Origin of the sequence: Micromonospora sp. NPDC048930, from assembly GCF_043197935.1 — a bacterium.
GTDB lineage: Bacteria > Actinomycetota > Actinomycetes > Mycobacteriales > Micromonosporaceae > Micromonospora.
In genome coordinates this window covers 19,903-37,007 of sequence record NZ_JBICUB010000006.1, presented here as the reverse complement: position 1 = coordinate 37,007, position 17,105 = coordinate 19,903, and the positions used below count along the sequence as shown (strand labels likewise).

Sequence of the window (17,105 nt, the reverse complement as noted above, 5' to 3'; positions counted from 1 at the left end):
GCGGCGGGGGTGGGTCAGCCGGCGAGGAGGGCGGCCATCCGATCGGCCTGGGTCTCCCAGCGCCACTCCTTCTCCACCCAGGCCCGGCCGGCCGCGCCGAGCTGGCGGGCCAGGTCCCGGTCCGCGAGCAGGGTGGCCACCCGGTCGGCGAGCTGGGCCACGTCCCGGCCCCGGACCACGTACCCGGTCTCCCCCTCGCGGACGGCGTCCGGCGCGCCGCCGGAGTCGCCGGCCACCACCGGCAGCCCGGTCGCGCTGGCCTCCAGGTAGACGATGCCCAGGCCCTCGACGTCCAGCCCCCGGTTACGGGTCCGGCAGGGCATGGCGTACACGTCACCGGCGGCGTAGTGGGCGGGCAGCTCCGCCGACGGCACCGAGCCGGTGAACACCACGTCCCGCTCCACGCCGGTCTGCCGGGCCAGCTTCTCCAGCGTCGCCCGGTACGGCCCGCCGCCCACGATCAGCAGCGCCGCGTCCGGGACCCGGCGCCGGATCTCCGGCATCGCCCGGATGAGCATGTCCTGCCCCTTGCGGGGCACCAGCCGGGACACGCAGACCACCACCGGCCGGTCGGCGAGCCCCAGCCGCAGCCGCACCCGTTCGCCGTCCACGGACGGGTGGTAGGTGTCCACGTCGACGCCGGGCGCGAGCCGGCGCAGCTCGGTCACCCCGTCCAGCACCCGGGCCAGCCGGACCCGGGTGTACTCGCCGAGGTAGGTGGTGACGTCCACGCCCCGGCCGATCCGCCGCAGCGCGGACCGGGCGCCGGGCAGCGCCGCCCAGCCGACCTCGTGGCCGTGGGTGAGCGCCACCGCCCGCCGGATCCCGGCCCGCCGGCGCAGCCCCGCCGCCAGCAGCCCGAGCGGGGCCGCCGCGCCGAACCACACCGTGTCGCAGTCGTACGCCCGGGCCAGCCGCGCCGCGCGGCGGGCGACCAGCGGGGTGGGCAGCAGCACCTTGGTGCGCTCCCGGATCACCTCGAACGGCTGGTCGGCGTCGAACTTGGCCGCGCCCCGCCAGCTGGACGCGTAGACCACCACGGAGCCGGCGGGCTGGCGCACGGCGAGGTGGTGCACGAAGGACTGGATGCCGCCGGGACGGGGCGGGAAGTCGTTGGTGATCAGCAAGGTGCGGCTCATCTGCCGATCTCCCTGGCGTAGGCGCGGGCGGCGGCCATCCGCTCCACGGTGGACGGGTGGGACGCCGACCAGAGGTACTCCCAGCGGGGCGGGTCGGGATCGGCCAGGTTCACCCCGGCCAGGCGGCGCTGCATCGCCTCGAAGGTGACCGGGTCGCCGGTCAGGGCGAGCGCGTGCGCGTCGGCCCGGGCCTCGACCCGCCGCGACACCAGGGCCTGCACCGGGGTGGCCACCAGCCCGGCGACGGTGACCAGGGCGATCAGCAGCGGGAACGCGACGGGCTGGGCGATGGAGTCCACCCCGGCCAGGCGCAGCAGTGGCGTCCAGGAGCCGATCAGGTAGAGGGCCACCACCGCGACGGCCGCGCCGAGCGCCCCGATGAGGGTGCCGGTCCACACGTCCCGGTCCTTGGCGTGCCCCAGCTCGTGCGCCACGACGCTGGTCACCTCCGCCGGGGTGGCCTCGCGCAGCAGGGTGTCGTAGACCACCACCCGCCGGGTCGGCCCCAGCCCCGAGACGTACGCGTTGACCGCCCGGGTCCGCCGGGAGGCGTCGGCCACCAGCACGTCACGGACCGGCACGCCGTCCCGGGCGGCGATGCTCATCAGCTCGGTGCGCAGCGGGCCGGGCTCCATCGGGGTGAACTTGTTGAACACCGGCTCGACCAGCACCGGCAGCACGAAGGAGAGCAGCACCACCAGCAGGGCGGCGCCGGCCGCGCCGAACGCCCACCACCAGCGCGGGGCGAGCCGGACCACCGAGTAGAAGCCGAGCAGCACGATCGCGCCGATGACCGCGCTGACCGCGTACGACTTGAGCAGGTCCACCGCCCAGCCGCCCCAGCCCTGGGTGCTGAGGCCGTACCGGGTGAGCACGGTCTGCCGCCAGGCGGCGAAGGGCAGGGTGAGCAGGTCGGCGAGGAGCAGCACGGCCAGCCCGCCGAGCACCGCCTGGGCGATCCAGTGGTCGCCGAAGGGCCGGCCGGCGAGCGCCACCAGCCGGGCGCCGGCCGGGGTGACCCCGAGCAGCAGCGCGACCACCAGGCCGACGGCGAGCGCCGACCAGGCGGCCGGGCGCAGCGCGCCGTGGAACGCCCGACCCCGGGCGACCTGCTCGACCGGGAGGGAGCGCAGCGCGGCCACCTGGTCGGCGCGCGGTGCCGGCGGCCGGTGCCACGGGATCAGCAGCGCGCCGGCGACGACCAGGGCGATGGCCAGCCCGGCCAGGGTCAGCAGCGCCCAGCCGCGCGGGCTCACCGCCGTGTCCCGCCGTCGCGCCGTACCCGTTTCATCCCGCTCCTCCCGCCGTGAGCGCCCATCTTATTGCCCGGGACGGCCGATGGGTGATCGACTCCGGAGCGGGCGGAATGGCGCGACGATCTGCCCGGGCTGTGGAAGGCGTGGTCTCTCCGCCGCGGGCCACCCCGGGATGCCGCAAACCGAGTTGATCAATGGGCGCGGCCGGCGGGCGGGTGGCAGACGGCCGACGGCCGATGCGGGGGTCGGGCGACCCGGCGGCGGGCGGCGGGGCCGGGCCTCAGGCGACGCGGCGACGGCGGGCCGGCCGACGGGCGGGCCGGGTGGACGGCGGCGGCAGCACCTCCACCTCGAAGCCGGCGCGGGCGAACACCTCGATCGCCCGGTGCTCGGCGGGGCCGAGGCCGGCCGCCGGCGAGCCGGGGTCGAGCAGCGCGGTCACCAGGCAGCCGGAGCAGCCGGCGCCGCGGATCCCGCAGGTGTCGCAGTCGATGAGCATCAACGCCTCCTGACGCGGTCGCCGGTGGCGGTCGGGACAGGGGCCACCACCGTCGGTCACCACGACGCTAGGCGGCGGGTACGACAGAACCGGACAACGAGGCAGGAGCTCCCGCCAACCCGATCATCCGGCCACCAGTTCGCCGAAGTGGCGCGATCCGAACACCTTCGATCCCGCCACGTCGCCGATCCGGGGTCGATCACGCGCCGGCAGGGCACCGGCAGAGGCGCGGCGGGTCAGGAACGGGCGAGCCGGCGCAGCAGCGAGTCCGCGCCCAGCGGGTAGGCGCCGTGTCGGCGTACCCCGTCGGCGACCTCCCGGTCGGAGGAGACCACCACCACTGGCCGGCCCGCGGGCTCGGCCCGGACCAGCCGGCGGATCAGCTCGTCGGCGGTCTCCCCCTTGCGCGAGAAGAGCACCCGTACGCCGCGCGGCGTGGGCGGCAGCCCGTGGATCCGCTCGGCGCCGTCGAAGACCACGGTGACCTCGTCCCCGGTCTGCGCGGCGATCCCGCCCAGCCCGCTGATCAGCCGCTTGCGCTGCTGTTCGAGGGACATCTCGCCGAAGCCCCGCTTGGTGACGTTGTAGCCGTCCACCACCAGGTGCGCCTTGGGCAGGGCGAGGAGCTGGTCCAGCCGGGCCGGGTCGTCGGTGTCCCGGGCGCGGGCGGCCGCCCCGGCCTGGGTGGTGGCCGACTGGTCGGCGAAGGCGTCAGCGACGAAGTCGGCGGGCATCCGGTCGACCGGATCGAGGGCCAACTCCCGGCGCAGCCCGACCGCGGCCTGCCCGATGGTCTCCAGCAGCAGCCACAGCTTCGCGTCGTCGACCGAGCGGGCCTCCTTGGCGCTGGCCCGGGCCACCCCCGCGGCGGCCTCCGCCTCGGCCAGCCGGGCCCGCGCGCGGCGCAGCTCGGCGTCGGCGTCGGCCGCCGCCCGGGCGGCCCGGCCGCGCTCGGTGGCGAGCATCTCGGTGGCCTTGCGCTCCCGGGCCTGGGTCTCCCGGAGGGTACGGGCGAGCTGCCGCGCCTCCTCGCGCAGCTGCCCCAGCTCCTCCCGGACCCGGGCCAGCTCGTCGCGGAGCTTCTCCGCCTCGACCCGGGCCACCGCCCGGTCGTGCTCGGCGCGGGTGGCCCGCTGCTCGGCCTCCCGGACCAGCTCGGCCACGACCGCGCTGTCCGCCTCGGCCCGCACCGCGGCGCCGCTCGCCTCGATCAGCTCCCGCCAGCCCCGGGGCCGGGCCAGGTAGGCCAGGGCGGCCACCTCGACCGGGTCGGCGGCGGCCGGAGCGGTCCCCTCCACCACGGCCGCGCCCAGGTCGCCGGCGTCGGCCAGCACCCGGGCGGTGACCCGCTGCCGGAACAGCGGGTCGGCGGTGAGCTGGGCGGCGATGGCCGGGGCGCCGAGCCGGGCGCGCCGGTTGGGGGCGAACTTGGCGACCCGGCGCAGCGGGACCGGCACCTCGTCGGCGGGCAGGCCAGGCAGCACGGCGGCGGTCAGCGCCACGATCCGCTGCCGGACCGGCTCGGGCAGGCTCGGCTCGGGCTCGGGCGCGGTCTCGCTCTCCGGGCCGGGGGTGTCCGGGGCCTCACCGGCAACGTGCGCGGCGACCACCGACTCCTCCTCGGAGAAGTGGTCGTCGTGCGGCTCGGTGAGGGGCATGTGGTCAAGTCTCCCACCCCGAACGGGCCCACCGCCCGGTGAGTGAGCCGATCTCTCATCCTACCCTCCGTGGTGACGCGTGGGGCAGCTGGGACGGGAGTGTCGGACCCGGCCACTAGCGTGCCGCGGGTGACCCGAGCGGAGTACGTCCAGGAGTCGCTGGCCGGCCTGGACCCGACGGCGGACGGCGGGGTGGACCCCGCCCTGCCGCTCTACGCCACCACCTTCGTGGTGGTCGACCTGGAGACCACCGGCGGCGCGCCGGACGGGGGCGGCATCACCGAGATCGGCGCGGTGAAGGTCCGCGGCGGCGAGGAGCTGGGCGTGCTCGCCACCCTGGTCAACCCGGGCGTGCCGATCCCGCCGTTCATCACCGTGCTGACCGGCATCACCCAGGCCATGCTGCTCCCCGCCCCGCCGATCGAGCAGGTGCTGCCGAGCTTCCTGGAGTTCATCGCCGACGCCGTGCTGGTGGCCCACAACGCTCCGTACGACGTGGGCTTCCTCAAGGCCGCCTGCGCCAAGCACGGCTACCGCTGGCCCAACCCCCGGGTGCTGGACACCGCCGCGCTGGCCCGCCGGGTGCTCACCCGCGACGAGGTGCCCAACCGCAAGCTGGGCACGCTGGCCGCGTACTTCCGCACCGCGACGCAGCCGACGCACCGGGCGCTGGACGACGCCAAGGCCACCGTCGACGTACTGCACGGGCTGATCGGCCGGCTGGGCGGGCACCGGGTGGACACGGTCGGCGAGGCGATCGAGTTCGCGAAGGCGGTCACCCCCACCCAGCGCCGCAAGCGGCACCTCGCCGACGGCCTGCCCAAGGTGCCCGGGGTCTACATCTTCCGGGCCGCCGACGACCGGCCGCTCTACGTCGGGACCTCCGGCGACATCGCCACCCGGGTGCGCAGCTACTTCACCGCCAGCGAGAAGCGGGCCCGGATCTCGGAGATGCTGGCCGCCGCCGAGCGGGTCGAGGCCGTCGAGTGCGCCCACTCGCTGGAGGCGGAGGTCCGTGAGCTGCGGCTGATCGCCGCGCACGCGCCGCCGTACAACCGGCGGTCCAAGTACCCGGAGCGGCAGGTCTGGCTGAAGCTGACCGACGAGGCGTACCCCCGGCTGTCGATCGTGCGGGACCTCTCCCCCGCCGACACCGCCTACCTGGGCCCGTTCCGCTCGAAGCAGGCCGCCGAGCTGGCCGCCGCCGGCTTCCACGACGCGGTGCCGCTGCGCCAGTGCACGCACCGGCTCTCCCGGCGCACCACCATGCCGGCCTGCGCGCTGGCCGAGCTGGGTCGCTGCCCGGCGCCCTGCGAGCACCGGATCACCCCGGAGGAGTACGAGCAGCGCGCCGCCACCCCGTTCCGCACCGCCACCACCAGCGACCCGCAGGTGGTGGTGGACGCCCTGCTCGCCCGGATCGACGTGCTCTCCCGCGCCCAGCGGTACGAGGAGGCCGCGGTGGTGCGCGGCCGGCTCGCCGCGGTGCTGCGCGCCGCGGTCCGGATGCAGCGGCTGGCCGCGCTCACCGGGATCGCCGAGCTGGCCGCCGCCCGCCCGGCCGCCCGGGGCGGCTGGGAGCTGGCCCTGGTCCGGTACGGCCGGCTGGCCGGCGCCGGCGTCTCCCCGCCTGGTGTCCACCCTCGACCGACCATCACCGCGATCCGGTCCACCGCCGAGACGGTGCTGCCCGGCCACGGCCCGGTGCCGGCGGCCTCCGCCGAGGAGACCGAACGCATCCTGTCCTGGTTGGAAAGACCCGAGACCCGGCTGGTGGAGATCTCCTCCGGCTGGGCGTCCCCGACCACCGGTGCGGGGCGGTTCCGTGCCCTGCTGACGAAGGCGGAAAACGGAGCGTCCCACCAACTCTCGACCGAACGCTCATGACCAAGTGTCCGATCGGACGACGTCAACTCGCTTAGGCTGTTAGAGAAGTGCAGTCCTGCCCGTTTCGCGGGCCTGCTCCCGGTTGCCGGTCCCGGCGGCCCGGGGCCGGGGTGAGGAGGTGTCCCAGGTGGACGTCGACGCCGGACACGGCGCCGCCCTGGGCGGCGCCCTTCCGACCCAGCCCGGCGAGCTGCCGCTGACCCGGCGGCTGCGCGCCCTGCTCACCTGGCCCACCACCGACAGCGACCCGGTCACCGCGCTGGTCCGCGCCCACCGGGGCATCCACCCCAACGCCGACGCCTCGGTGCTCCGCCGGGCGTACACGATCGCCGAGAACATGCATCGCGGGCAGTTCCGCAAGAGCGGCGAGCCGTACATCACCCACCCGCTCGCCGTCGCCCAGATCTGCGCCGACCTCGGCATGGACACCACCACCCTGGTCGCCGCGCTGCTGCACGACACGGTGGAGGACACCCGCTACACCCTCCAGGCGCTCCAGGAGGACTTCGGCCGCCAGGTGGCCCACCTGGTCGACGGGGTGACCAAGTTCGACAAGGCGTTCTACGGCAAGGCCGCCGAGGCGGAGACCATCCGCAAGATGATCGTCGCGGCCGGCAAGGACGTCCGGGTCCTGATCATCAAGCTGGCTGACCGGCTGCACAACATGCGCACCCTCGGCGTACGCTCCGCCGCCTCGCGGGAACGCATCGCCCGCAAGACCCTCGAGGTGCTCGTCCCGCTCTGCGACCGGCTCGGCATCCAGACGCTCAAACGCGAACTGGACGACGTGGTGCTGCTGCACCTGCAACCCGAGGAGCACGCCCGCATCGCCCGGTTCGTGCACGACCGGCCCGGCTGGGCCGCGTACCTGGACGCCGTGGTGGCGCGGACGAAGGTGGCGTTGCGCCGCAGCCGGGTCGACGCGCAGGTGTCCCCCCGGCCCCGGCACCTCTACTCGATCTGGAAGGACACCGTGGCGGGCGGCCACACCGCGCCGTACGACCTGCCCCGCATCGCGATCGTGGTGGACGGCCCGGCCACCGACTGCTACGCCGCGCTCGGCGCGGTGCACGGGCTCTGGCGCCCGGTGCCGGGGCGCTTCAAGGACTTCATCGCCTCCCCGAAGAACAACCTCTACCGGTCGCTGCACACCAGCGTCTGCGGCCCGCAGGACCGCACGGTGGAGGTGCTGATCCGCACCGAGGAGATGCACCGCTCCGCCGAGTACGGCGTCGCCGCCCACTACCGCTTCCCGCGGGCCGCCGGGCGCGCCGCCGACCGGGCGGACGAGCTGGCCTGGCTGCGCCGGGTGCTCGACTGGGAGCAGGAGACCGTCGACCCGACCCAGTTCATGGAGTCGTTGCGCTGCGACCTGGCGGAGGCGCAGATCCAGGTGGTCGCCGACGGCCGGCAGGTCGTCCTCCCGGCCGGCGCGACCCCGGTCGACCTCGCGTACGAGCTGGGCACCGAGCGGGGCGACCACTGCCTCGCCGCGCGGATCAACGGACGGCTGGCCCCGCTCTCCTCCGAACTGGAGGAGGGCGACGTGGTGGAGATCTTCACCGAGAGCGACGCGGAGAGCGGCTTCGAGGCCGACGTCGCGCCGCGCGGCCCGCGCCGGGAGTGGCTGGGCTTCGTCAAGTCGCCGCACGCCCAGATGCAGATCAACCGCTGGTTCGCCGAGCACACCGAGCCGGGCATCTCGATCGCCGACAAGGTACGCCTCGGCCGGGCCAGCATCGGCCTGGCGCTGCGCAAGCACAACCGGGGGCTGGCCAGCGACCTGCCGCTGCTGCGGCTCTCCGAGGAGCTGGGCTACCCCGACCTGGAGACCATGCTGGTGGCGGTCTTCGACCGGGCCGTCGAGCCGGACACCGTGGTCGAGCAGCTGATCGATCTGGTCGACCACCGGCAGTAGGCGAACGCCGCTCGTCCGCCCCGGCCGTCCGGCCACTAGCCTTACAGACATGATCCCCCGCGCGCGTGCCACCGGACGGGCCATCGGCTACCGGCTCTTCTACCGCCTCCCGGTCCGGCTGCGGCGGCGGCTGGTCCGGCTCGCCGTGCCGAAGTACATCGTCGGCGCGGTGGTCCTGGTCCGGGACACCGAGGCGGACGGCGCCGGACGGATCCTGCTGCTGCGCCAGCCGCCCGGCTACAGCTGGACCCTGCCGGCCGGCCTGCTGGAGCGGGCCGAGGCCCCGGTGGTCGGCGCCGCCCGCGAGCTGTACGAGGAGTCCGGCATCCGGCTCTCCCCCGACCGGCTCCGCCCGGCCGTGCCGAACGCGGTGGTACACGCTCAGGGCTGGGTGGACGTGGTCTTCGAGACCGAGGTGCCGGCCTCCACGACGGAGTTGACGGTGGACGGTGCCGAGGTCTTCGAGGCGGCCTGGCACCCGCTGGACGACCTGCCCCGGCTGAGCCGGGCGACCGCCAACCTGCTCGCCCACTACGGCATCGGACCGCGCGCCGGCGAGGTGCCGCCGGCGACGCCGCCGGCCGCGTGAGCGGCCCGCGTCGCCCCGGCGGGGCGCGGGGCTCCACCGGCCCCGCCGGTCCCGGCCGCCCCGCCGGGCCGTCCGGCCGCGCCGGCACTGGCCCGGCCGGCGGGGACCGTCCCACCGGTCCGGAACCCCCCGGCGCCACCGGCGAATCCGGCCTCCGCCCGTGGGACGGACCGGCGACCGCAGGGGGCGACCCGGGCCGGCCCGCGCCGCCGGTGGCGGGAGACGAGGCGCGCCCGGATGCCGGCGGCCGGCCCGGGGCGGGCGGCGCGGCGGGGCCGGGCTGGCCGGTGGCGGCGGACGTCTGCGCGGTGGTGCTCGCCGCCGGCGAGGGCACCCGCCTGCGGCCGCTGACCGAGCGGGTGCCCAAGGCGCTCTGCCCGGTCGGCAACGTGCCGCTGCTGGACCGGGCCCTGGCCCGCCTCGCCGGGCTCGGCCTGGCCGGGCCGGGCCGGGTCGCGGTGAACGCCTGCTACCTGGGCGACCAGGTGGTGGCGCACGTCGGTGACCGGGCCCGGCTGTCGGTCGAGCCGGGCGCGCCGCTGGGCACGGCGGGCGGGCTGGGCAAGCTGCGGGACTGGATCGCCGGCCGGGGGGTGCTGGTGGGCAACGCCGACGCGTACCTGGCGGATCCGGACGCCCCACCGGGGCCGGACATCGCCGCGCTGCTGGACGGCTGGGACGGGCGGAGCGTACGCCTGCTCGGCCAGCCGGCCGACGACCCGGCGGCCCCCGGCACCTTCAGCGGCCACCGGTTCGTCGGGTTCTCGCTGCTGCCCTGGCGGCTGGTACGGGACCTGCCGGCGACCTTCGGCGACCTGGTCCGGGCGGTGTGGCGGCCGGCGGAGGCGGCCGGCGCGCTCGACGTGGTCGGCTACCCGGGCGTCTTCTACGACACCGGCACCCCGGCCGACTACCTGGCGGCCAACCTGCACGCGGCCGGCGGCGCCAGCCTGGTCGACCCCTCCGCCACGGTGACCGGGCGGGTGCACCGGGCGGTGGTCGGGCCGGGGGCGACCGTCCGGGGCGAGGTCACCCGGGCGGTGGTCTGGCCCGGCGCGACGGTACGCGCGGACGAGCGGCTCTCCGACGCGATCCGCGCCGGGGACGACCTGACGGTCCCGGCCGGCGGGATCGCCCGGCCGGGGACGGCGTGACCGGCGCAACCTCTAGCATGGGCCACGACGCCGACGAACGGAGAAATGTCCCGTGATCACCGCGATCGTGCTGATCGACTGCGCCACCGACTCCATCCCGGAGGTGGCCGAGACCCTGGCCAACCTGCCCGGCGTCAGCGAGGTCTACTCGGTGGCCGGCCACGTCGACCTGATCGCCATGGTGCGGGTCCGCGAGTTCGAGCAGATCGCCCAGGTCATCGCCGGCAGCATCTCCAAGGTGCCGGGGGTGCTCAACACCGAGTCGCACATCGCGTTCCGGGCGTACTCCCAGCACGACCTGGAGGAGGCGTTCGCGATCGGGCTGGCCAACGCCGACTGACCGCCATACGCGAGGTGGCCGGCCCGCCCCGAGGGGCGGACCGGCCACCGTCAGCCGTACCGCGTCAGCTCTGGCCGGGCGCCGGGGTCTCCGTGGTGCCCGGGGCCGGCGCCTCGCTGGTGCCGCCACCCGGAGCCGGGGACTCGGTGCCGCCCGGAGCCGGCGACGTGGTGCCGCCCGGGCTGGGCGTGCCGCTGGCGCTGGTCTGCGGGACGGGGACGCCCAGGGTCTGGGCCAGGGCCGTCAACGCGTCCAGGTGCGCCTGAAGGACCGGCAGGGCGTCCTGGGCCAGCGTGACCACGGACTGCTCGGAACCCTGCGAGATCTCGGTCTGCGTCGCCTGGATCGCCGCGACGTGGCCCGCCAGCTCAGCGGTCACCCACGCCTTGTCGAACTCGGCGCCGCTGAGGTTGTTCAGCCGGCTGATCACCTTCTGCTCGTCGGCGGTCGGCTCGGACGGCAACTGCACGTTCAGCTGCTGCGCGGTGCTCTGCACCGTCTGGTCCAGCTGGGTGTGGTCCGTCACGAACTGCTTACCCAGGTCCTTGACCTGCTGGTTACGGCCCTTCTGCTGGGCCAGGTTGCCCATCGTGATCTCGGCGAGGTTCACCTGGTGCAGCGCCTGCAGGTACTGGGTGTCCTGCGTCGACGGCTGGGCCGCCGCCTGCGCCGCCGCGGCGGGCGCCAGCCCGACCAGCACCAGCGCGGCCAGCAGGCCCAGGCGTTTGATTCCCAACATGCTTTCCCCCCCTTGAGACGTTGGACCGCACGGATACCCGGCTGACCGGGGTTATTCCTGCGATTCCACCCGTCCGTGTCGGAGGCGGGGGCGGAGGGGCACGGCGACCTCGACGGCGTACTCGTCCGGTTCCGCTCGATGCCAGTTCTCGTGGTAGATCTCCCTCGGCGGGGACGCGAGAACCATGTCGTTCTCGGCCAGCCAGCGGTGCACGGCGTCGTGCGCCCGCAGGATCGCCGGATACCCGGCCTGCGCGCGGGTCACCCGGCGCGCAGCAGAGCGATCCGCCGGGCGCGGTCGAGCTGGTCGGGGTGGTAGCCGCGGACCCCGGTACGCGCGTCGACCCGGGCGGGGACGAGCAGGCCGCGCGCCTCGTAGAGGCGCAGCGCCTTCAGGCTGAGGGTGGACCGGGCGGCGAACTCGCCGGTGCTGAGGTGCGTCGACGGCATGGTGAGAGTCTCCCGGCGGCCCCAGGGGCAGGCGCAAGTCGCGGGCCCCGGGTCCGGAGACGGCCGTGGCGCCCGCCGGAGATCCGGCGGGCGCCATGGTCAGTCGTACGCGAGGGGTCAGCGACGGCTCTCGCCGCTGCCGATCTCCTCCCGCTCCGGTCGCGGCTCGACCGGCGGGTGCCCCGGCGAGACCGGCGCCTCGGCCGGCTTCTCGATCGGGTAGAAGAAGCCCCGGATCGCCGGGCCCAGCGCGCCCAGCCGGTTCATCTTCTTGGGCACCACCCAGCCGACGTAGTCCAGCTCACCGTGCCCGTCGTGGCCGGCCGCGCTGAGCGGCTGGTGCACCTCGACGAACCGGCCGTCCGGCAGCCGCTTGATGATGCCGGTCTCCACGCCGTGGGCCAGCACCTCCCGGTCGTGCTGCTGCAGACCGAGGCAGATGCGGTACGTGAGGTAGTAGGCCAGCGGCGGCAGGATCAGGATGCCGATCCGGCCCGCCCAGGTCATCGCGTTCAGGCTGATGTGGAACTTGTCGGCGATGACGTCGTTGGCGCCGGAGAGGGTCAGCACGAGGAAGAACGCCACGGCCATCGCGCCGGCGGCGGTCCGGGCCGGAACGTCCCGGGGCCGCTGGAGCAGGTTGTGGTGGCGGTAGTCCTTGAGCCGGCGGGCCTCCAGGAACGGGTACATCAGCGACAGGCCCACCAGGATGCCGGGCAGCACGACGGTCGGCCAGAACAGCGGCGGGATGACGTACCCGTCGCCGATCGGGATGCTGATCTCCCAGGCCGGCATCAGTCGCGTCGAGCCGTCCAGGAACATGACGTACCAGTCGGGCTGGCTGGCGGCGGACACCGTCCACGCCTCGTAGGGGCCGAAGTACCAGATGGGGTTGATCTGGAAGAGACCACCCATCAGCGCGATCACGCCGAAGACGACCATGAAGAAGCCGCCCTGCTTGAGCACGTAGCGCGGGAAGAACCGCTCGCCGACCACGTTCTCGTTGGTCCGGCCGGGGCCGGGCCACTGGGTGTGCTTCTGCTTGAAGACCAGGCCCAGGTGGGCGCCGATCAGCGCCAGCAGCAGCGCCGGGATGAGCAGCACGTGGGCGATGAAGAACCGGCTGATGATGATGGTGCCCGGGAACTCCCCACCGAAGATCGACGAGGTGACCCAGGAGCCGATCACCGGGATCGACAGCATGATGCCGGAGGCGATCCGCAGACCGGTGCCGGAGAGCGCGTCGTCCGGCAGCGAGTAGCCGGTGAAGCCGGCGAGGAAGCCGACCCAGAACAGCAGCGAGCCGATGATCCAGTTGGTCTCACGCGGCTTGCGGAACGCGCCGGTGAAGAAGATCCGCAGCATGTGCACGACGATCGAGGCCATGAACAGCAGCGCCGCCCAGTGGTGCATCTGCCGCATGACCAGGCCGCCCCGGACGTCGAACGACAGGTTCAGGCTGGAGGCGTACGCGGCCGACATCGGGGTGCCCCGCAGCGGGGCGTAGCTGCCGTTGTAGACGACCTCGGTCATCGCCGGCTCGAAGAAGAAGGTCAGGAAGGTCCCGGTCAGCAGCAGGACGATGAACGAGAAGAGCGCGATCTCGCCCAGCAGGAAGGACCAGTGGTCCGGGAAGACCTTGTTCAGCACCTTCCGCAGCGGGGTGGCCGCCTGGAACCGGTCGTCCAGCGCCCCGGCGCTCTTGGCCGGCAGCGCTGCTACCTCAAACTTTCGGCGCTTCATGGCCGCTCCCAGAAGTCGGGACCGATGGTTTCGGTGTAGTCGGACTTCGCCACGAAGAAGCCCTCCTCGTCCACCTCGATCGGCAGCTGCGGCAGCGGCCGGTTCGCCGGACCGAAGATCGGCTTGGCGTTGTCGGTGATGAGGAACTGCGACTGGTGGCAGGGGCAGAGCAGGCGGTTGGTCTGCTGCTCGTAGAGGCTGGCCGGGCAACCGGCGTGGGTGCAGATCTTGGAGAAGGCGGCGTAGTTGCCCCACATGTAGTCGCCGCGACCCTTGCGCTGGTTGGCCGCGCGCGACTTCTGCGCGTCGTCCTCACGCAGGTGGATCAGCAGGGTCGGCGAGTCGGCGTGCTTGTTGCTCACGCCGCCGTCGATGCCCGGGAAGACGGTGAGCTGGCCACCCGCGCTGACGTCCTCGGGGCGGATCGGCCGGCCGTCCTCACGGATCAGCCGGATCTTCTTGCCGTCCGCCGGGGCGAACCCGGTGGTGAACATCTGGTTGTTCTTGTGCGGGTCGGAGATCAGGCCACCGACCAGCGGCGCCGCGGCCACCGCGCCGACCGGGGCCAGGCCGGCGAGGACCGACAGGCCCAGCAGCGGCCGACGCTTCACCCCGAGCTCGTCGGCCATGTAGAGCATGGTCTCGCCGGCGATCCGGCGGTCGTCGGGCGAGCTCGGCTGGTCGTGCCGGTCCTGGATCGAGACCTCCTTGGCCAGCAGCTTCTTGCCCCAGGTGAGGATGCCGAAGCCGATGCCGAGGAGCGCGACGCCCAGGGTCAGGCCGAGCAGCGGGGTGTAGAACTTGTCGCCGCCGCGGCCCGGCTCGTACTGCCACGGCCACCAGATGTAGACGACCAGGAAGGCGGTGGCGGCCACGCCGGTGATCCAGAAGAAGGAGGCGACCGTACGGGTCAGCCGGCGCTCCGCCTTGGTGCCCGGGACCACCTGCGGCTCGTAGTGGACGATCTCGATGTCGTCCCGCCGCGCGCCCTCCCGGACGATGTCGAACCGGGAGAGCCGGGGGTCGTTCAGGTCGAGCGGTTCCGGGCCCTGCGGGGCCGGGTGCTCGGTGTGGGTGCTCATGCCGTCACCTCGCTACGGGTGGCGTCGGGGGTCGACGCCACAGCACTGAAACGAATGATCCGCTCGGTCACGACTTGCCCGCAATCCACAGGGTCGTGAAGACCAGCGCGACGATGCCGACCAGGAAGATCGCCAGACCCTCGGTCGACGGGCCGTACCGGCCCAGGTTGAAACCGCCCTGGTCCTGGTCGTGCTTCAGGGTCTCCTGGATGTAGGCGATGATGTCCGCCTTCTGCTCCGGAGTGATCTGGTTGTCACCGAACACCGGCATGTTCTGCGGGCCGCTCAGCATGGCGGCGTAGATCTGCCGGTCGCTGGCCGGCTTCAGGCTCGGGGCGAACTTGCCCGAGGAGAGCGCGCCGCCGCCCGCGCCGAAGGCGTGGCACTGCGAGCAGTTGATCCGGAACAGCTCACCACCGGTGGCCAGGTTGGCGCCCTCGCGCAGGTTGCCCTGCGGCACCTGCGGGCCGCCGCCGAGCTCCTGGATGTACTGGCCGAGCTGGCGGACCTGCTCGTCGGTGAAGTGCGGGGGCTTGCGCTGCGCCTGGGCCTCCTGGCGGGCCATCGGCATCCGGCCGCTGCTGACCTGGAACTCGACCGAGGCCGACCCGACGCCGATCAGGCTCGGACCGCGACCCTCGACGCCCTGGGCGTTTCGACCGTGACAGCTCACACAGCTCACGTCGAACAGCGCCTTGCCCTCGTTGGCGGCGGCGCTCAGGGGCGGGTTGTCCTGCGCCTGCACGCTGGGGGCGAAGACGGTGTAGGCGCCGCCGGCCAGCATCAGCGCGGCGGTCAGGCGGACCGCGGCACCCAGCCGGCGGCGGCCCCTGCTGCGCGCTACGGGCCGCCCGCGCAGTCGCGCGAGCAGACCGCGTCGGCGGTCGTTGTCAGAAGTCATGACCTGTGTCCTTAACCGGTTGGACCTTGTGTCTCAGGGGACGGAGCAGCGGCGCGGTACGTGACGCGCCAAGATCACTGGAGCCAGTAGATCATGGCGTAGAGCCCGATCCACACGACGTCGACGAAGTGCCAGTAGTAGGACACGACGATGGCGGACGTCGCCTGCGCCGGGGTGAACCGGCCCATGGTGGTGCGGATCATGAAGATGATGAAGGCCACCAGACCGCCGGTCACGTGCAGACCGTGGAAGCCGGTGGTCAGGTAGAACATCGACCCGTACCCGTCGGCGTTGATCTTGACGCCCTCGTGCACCAGGTTGCGGTACTCGTTCGCCTGGCCGAGCACGAAGATCAGACCCATCACGAAGGTGATCGTGAACCACCGGCGCAGGGCGTGGACGTCACCCTTCTCCGCCGCGAAGACACCGAGCTGGCAGGTCACCGAGGACAGCACCAGGATCACCGTGAAGGTGGTCGCGTAGGGGATGTTCAGGATCTCGGTGTGCTTCTCCCACTGCTCCGGCGCCGCAGCGCGGATCGAGAAGTACATCGCGAACAGCGCCGCGAAGAACATGAGTTCGCTGGAGAGCCACACGATCGTCCCGACGCTGACCATGTTGGGTCGGGTCAGGGAGTGGATCCGGCTCTTGTCAATGGCTGGGGCCGCAGTCACGCGGTCATTATTGCCCTTGACCGGGACCGACGATCAGCGGGGTCGGAAACCTGTGCCGACAGTGGCCCGATCGGGGTCGTCCGCTTCGCCTGACCTACCCTGAAAAGCGTGCTGCACGTCGATCAGATCCTCGCCGCCACCTCGGGTGCCGCCGCGACCACCCTGGCGGGCGGCGGCGGGACGGTCCCGCCGCCGTTCACCGTCGACCGGGTCTTCACCGAGACCGAGCTCAACAGCTGGCTCGCCCTCGGGCTGGTGCTCGCCGCGGGCCTCTACCTCTACGGGGTGTACCGGCTGCGGCTGCGCGGCGACCGCTGGCCGGTGCTCCGTACGGTCTGCTTCCTCGGTCCCGGCCTGGGCGGCATCGCCGCCGTGACCCTCAGCGGCCTGGGCGCGTACGACACCACGCTGCTGTCGGTGCACATGATCCAGCACATGGTGCTGTCCATGGTCGCGCCGATCTTCCTGGCGCTCGGCGCCCCGGTGACCCTGGCCCTGCGCACCCTGCCGGTGCGGCCCCGCAAGCGGCTGCTGGCGATCGTGCACAGCCGGATCGCCCGGGTCTACAGCTTCCCGCTGGTGGCGTTCGCCATCTTCGTGGTGAACCCGTTCGCGCTCTACTTCAGCGGGCTCTACGAGTACACGCTGCAGCACGAGTGGGCGCACGAACTGGTGCACGCCCACTTCATCGCCACCGGCTGCGTCTTCTTCTGGCCGCTGCTCGGCCTGGACCCGCTGCCCGGGCGCTGGCCGTACCCGGCCCGGGCGCTGCTGATGGTGCTCTCCGTGCCGTTCCACACCGTGCTCGGGCTCACCATCATGCAGAGCACCACGCTGCTCGGCGGCGACTGGTACCCGTCGCTGCACCTGAGCTGGTCGAACCCGTGGAACGACCAGGTGGTCGCCGGCGGGGTGCTGTGGGCCGGCGGCGAATTCGTCAGCGTCACCATGCTGGCCGTGCTGGTCGTCCAGTGGATCAAGCAGTCGGAGCGCGAGGCGCGCCGGCTGGACCGCGAACTGGACCGCCAGGAGGCCCGTCAGCGCGCCGCGGAGGCCGCCGCCTGAGCGTCCCGGGAG

The 17,105-nt window shown here is 73.5% G+C and carries 17 protein-coding genes; 6 read left to right on the top strand and 11 right to left on the bottom strand.

Annotated features, from left to right (window positions below):
* Positions 1-14 precede the first annotated feature (14 nt).
* The 4 genes from ACGFI9_RS17155 to ACGFI9_RS17140 all read right to left on the bottom strand — a co-directional run bounded on the left by ACGFI9_RS17155 (position 15) and on the right by ACGFI9_RS17140 (position 4,552).
* Entirely contained in the window at positions 15-1,139 is a 1,125-nt protein-coding gene (locus ACGFI9_RS17155) for a glycosyltransferase family 4 protein (protein WP_393178942.1), read from the bottom strand.
* On the bottom strand, positions 1,136-2,395 hold the full coding sequence (locus tag ACGFI9_RS17150; RefSeq protein ID WP_393178941.1) for a M48 family metallopeptidase: 1,260 nt from the start codon (positions 2,393-2,395) through the stop codon (positions 1,136-1,138). Before ACGFI9_RS17150 ends, ACGFI9_RS17155 begins: the two co-directional genes overlap by 4 nt.
* 280 nt (positions 2,396-2,675) lie before the next feature.
* Entirely contained in the window at positions 2,676-2,894 is a 219-nt protein-coding gene (locus ACGFI9_RS17145) for a hypothetical protein (RefSeq protein WP_393178940.1), read from the bottom strand.
* A 236-nt stretch (positions 2,895-3,130) separates the two neighbouring features.
* Complete coding sequence (locus ACGFI9_RS17140; RefSeq protein WP_393178939.1) at positions 3,131-4,552, bottom strand: NYN domain-containing protein; 1,422 nt, start codon at positions 4,550-4,552, stop codon at positions 3,131-3,133.
* A 129-nt stretch (positions 4,553-4,681) separates the two neighbouring features.
* Between ACGFI9_RS17140 and ACGFI9_RS17135 the strand changes: the two genes are divergently transcribed.
* The 5 genes from ACGFI9_RS17135 (at position 4,682) to ACGFI9_RS17115 (ending at position 10,440) form a co-directional block, all read left to right on the top strand.
* Positions 4,682-6,439, top strand: a complete 1,758-nt coding sequence (locus ACGFI9_RS17135; protein ID WP_393178938.1) for a DEDD exonuclease domain-containing protein — start codon at positions 4,682-4,684, stop codon at positions 6,437-6,439.
* Between the two features lie 127 nt (positions 6,440-6,566).
* On the top strand, positions 6,567-8,357 hold the full coding sequence (locus ACGFI9_RS17130) for a RelA/SpoT family protein (protein WP_393179345.1): 1,791 nt from the start codon (positions 6,567-6,569) through the stop codon (positions 8,355-8,357).
* A gap of 49 nt (positions 8,358-8,406) precedes the next feature.
* Positions 8,407-8,946, top strand: coding sequence for an NUDIX hydrolase (locus tag ACGFI9_RS17125; RefSeq protein WP_393178937.1), 540 nt, complete (start codon positions 8,407-8,409; stop codon positions 8,944-8,946).
* Positions 8,947-9,233: 287 nt separating this feature from the next.
* The gene (locus ACGFI9_RS17120; protein WP_393179343.1) at positions 9,234-10,100 is read left to right on the top strand and encodes a sugar phosphate nucleotidyltransferase; all 867 of its coding nucleotides are present in this window, start codon (positions 9,234-9,236) and stop codon (positions 10,098-10,100) included.
* A 52-nt stretch (positions 10,101-10,152) separates the two neighbouring features.
* The gene (locus ACGFI9_RS17115) at positions 10,153-10,440 is read left to right on the top strand and encodes an Lrp/AsnC family transcriptional regulator (protein WP_013287689.1); all 288 of its coding nucleotides are present in this window, start codon (positions 10,153-10,155) and stop codon (positions 10,438-10,440) included.
* A gap of 64 nt (positions 10,441-10,504) precedes the next feature.
* On the opposite strand, the gene ACGFI9_RS17110 is transcribed toward ACGFI9_RS17115, so the two are convergent.
* The 7 genes from ACGFI9_RS17110 to ACGFI9_RS17080 all read right to left on the bottom strand — a co-directional run bounded on the left by ACGFI9_RS17110 (position 10,505) and on the right by ACGFI9_RS17080 (position 16,028).
* Entirely contained in the window at positions 10,505-11,179 is a 675-nt protein-coding gene (locus ACGFI9_RS17110; protein ID WP_393178936.1) for a DUF4142 domain-containing protein, read from the bottom strand.
* 51 nt (positions 11,180-11,230) lie between these two features.
* Positions 11,231-11,443, bottom strand: a complete 213-nt coding sequence (locus ACGFI9_RS17105) for a hypothetical protein (RefSeq protein WP_393178935.1) — start codon at positions 11,441-11,443, stop codon at positions 11,231-11,233.
* The gene (locus ACGFI9_RS17100) at positions 11,440-11,628 is read right to left on the bottom strand and encodes a MerR family transcriptional regulator (RefSeq protein ID WP_393178934.1); all 189 of its coding nucleotides are present in this window, start codon (positions 11,626-11,628) and stop codon (positions 11,440-11,442) included. The genes ACGFI9_RS17105 and ACGFI9_RS17100 overlap by 4 nt, the downstream gene beginning before the upstream one ends.
* A gap of 117 nt (positions 11,629-11,745) precedes the next feature.
* Entirely contained in the window at positions 11,746-13,371 is a 1,626-nt protein-coding gene (locus ACGFI9_RS17095; RefSeq protein ID WP_393178933.1) for a cytochrome b N-terminal domain-containing protein, read from the bottom strand.
* Positions 13,368-14,453, bottom strand: a complete 1,086-nt coding sequence (locus tag ACGFI9_RS17090) for a ubiquinol-cytochrome c reductase iron-sulfur subunit (RefSeq protein WP_393178932.1) — start codon at positions 14,451-14,453, stop codon at positions 13,368-13,370. The genes ACGFI9_RS17095 and ACGFI9_RS17090 overlap by 4 nt, the downstream gene beginning before the upstream one ends.
* A gap of 67 nt (positions 14,454-14,520) precedes the next feature.
* Positions 14,521-15,354: a cytochrome c gene (locus ACGFI9_RS17085; protein WP_393178931.1), complete on the bottom strand. Its 834-nt coding sequence runs from the start codon at positions 15,352-15,354 to the stop codon at positions 14,521-14,523.
* Between the two features lie 74 nt (positions 15,355-15,428).
* The gene (locus ACGFI9_RS17080; RefSeq protein WP_091268281.1) at positions 15,429-16,028 is read right to left on the bottom strand and encodes a heme-copper oxidase subunit III; all 600 of its coding nucleotides are present in this window, start codon (positions 16,026-16,028) and stop codon (positions 15,429-15,431) included.
* A gap of 108 nt (positions 16,029-16,136) precedes the next feature.
* Here ACGFI9_RS17080 and ACGFI9_RS17075 point away from each other — a divergent pair, with 108 nt between their 5' ends.
* Positions 16,137-17,093: a cytochrome c oxidase assembly protein gene (locus ACGFI9_RS17075; protein WP_393178930.1), complete on the top strand. Its 957-nt coding sequence runs from the start codon at positions 16,137-16,139 to the stop codon at positions 17,091-17,093.
* The last annotated feature ends 12 nt before the right edge of the window (positions 17,094-17,105 follow it).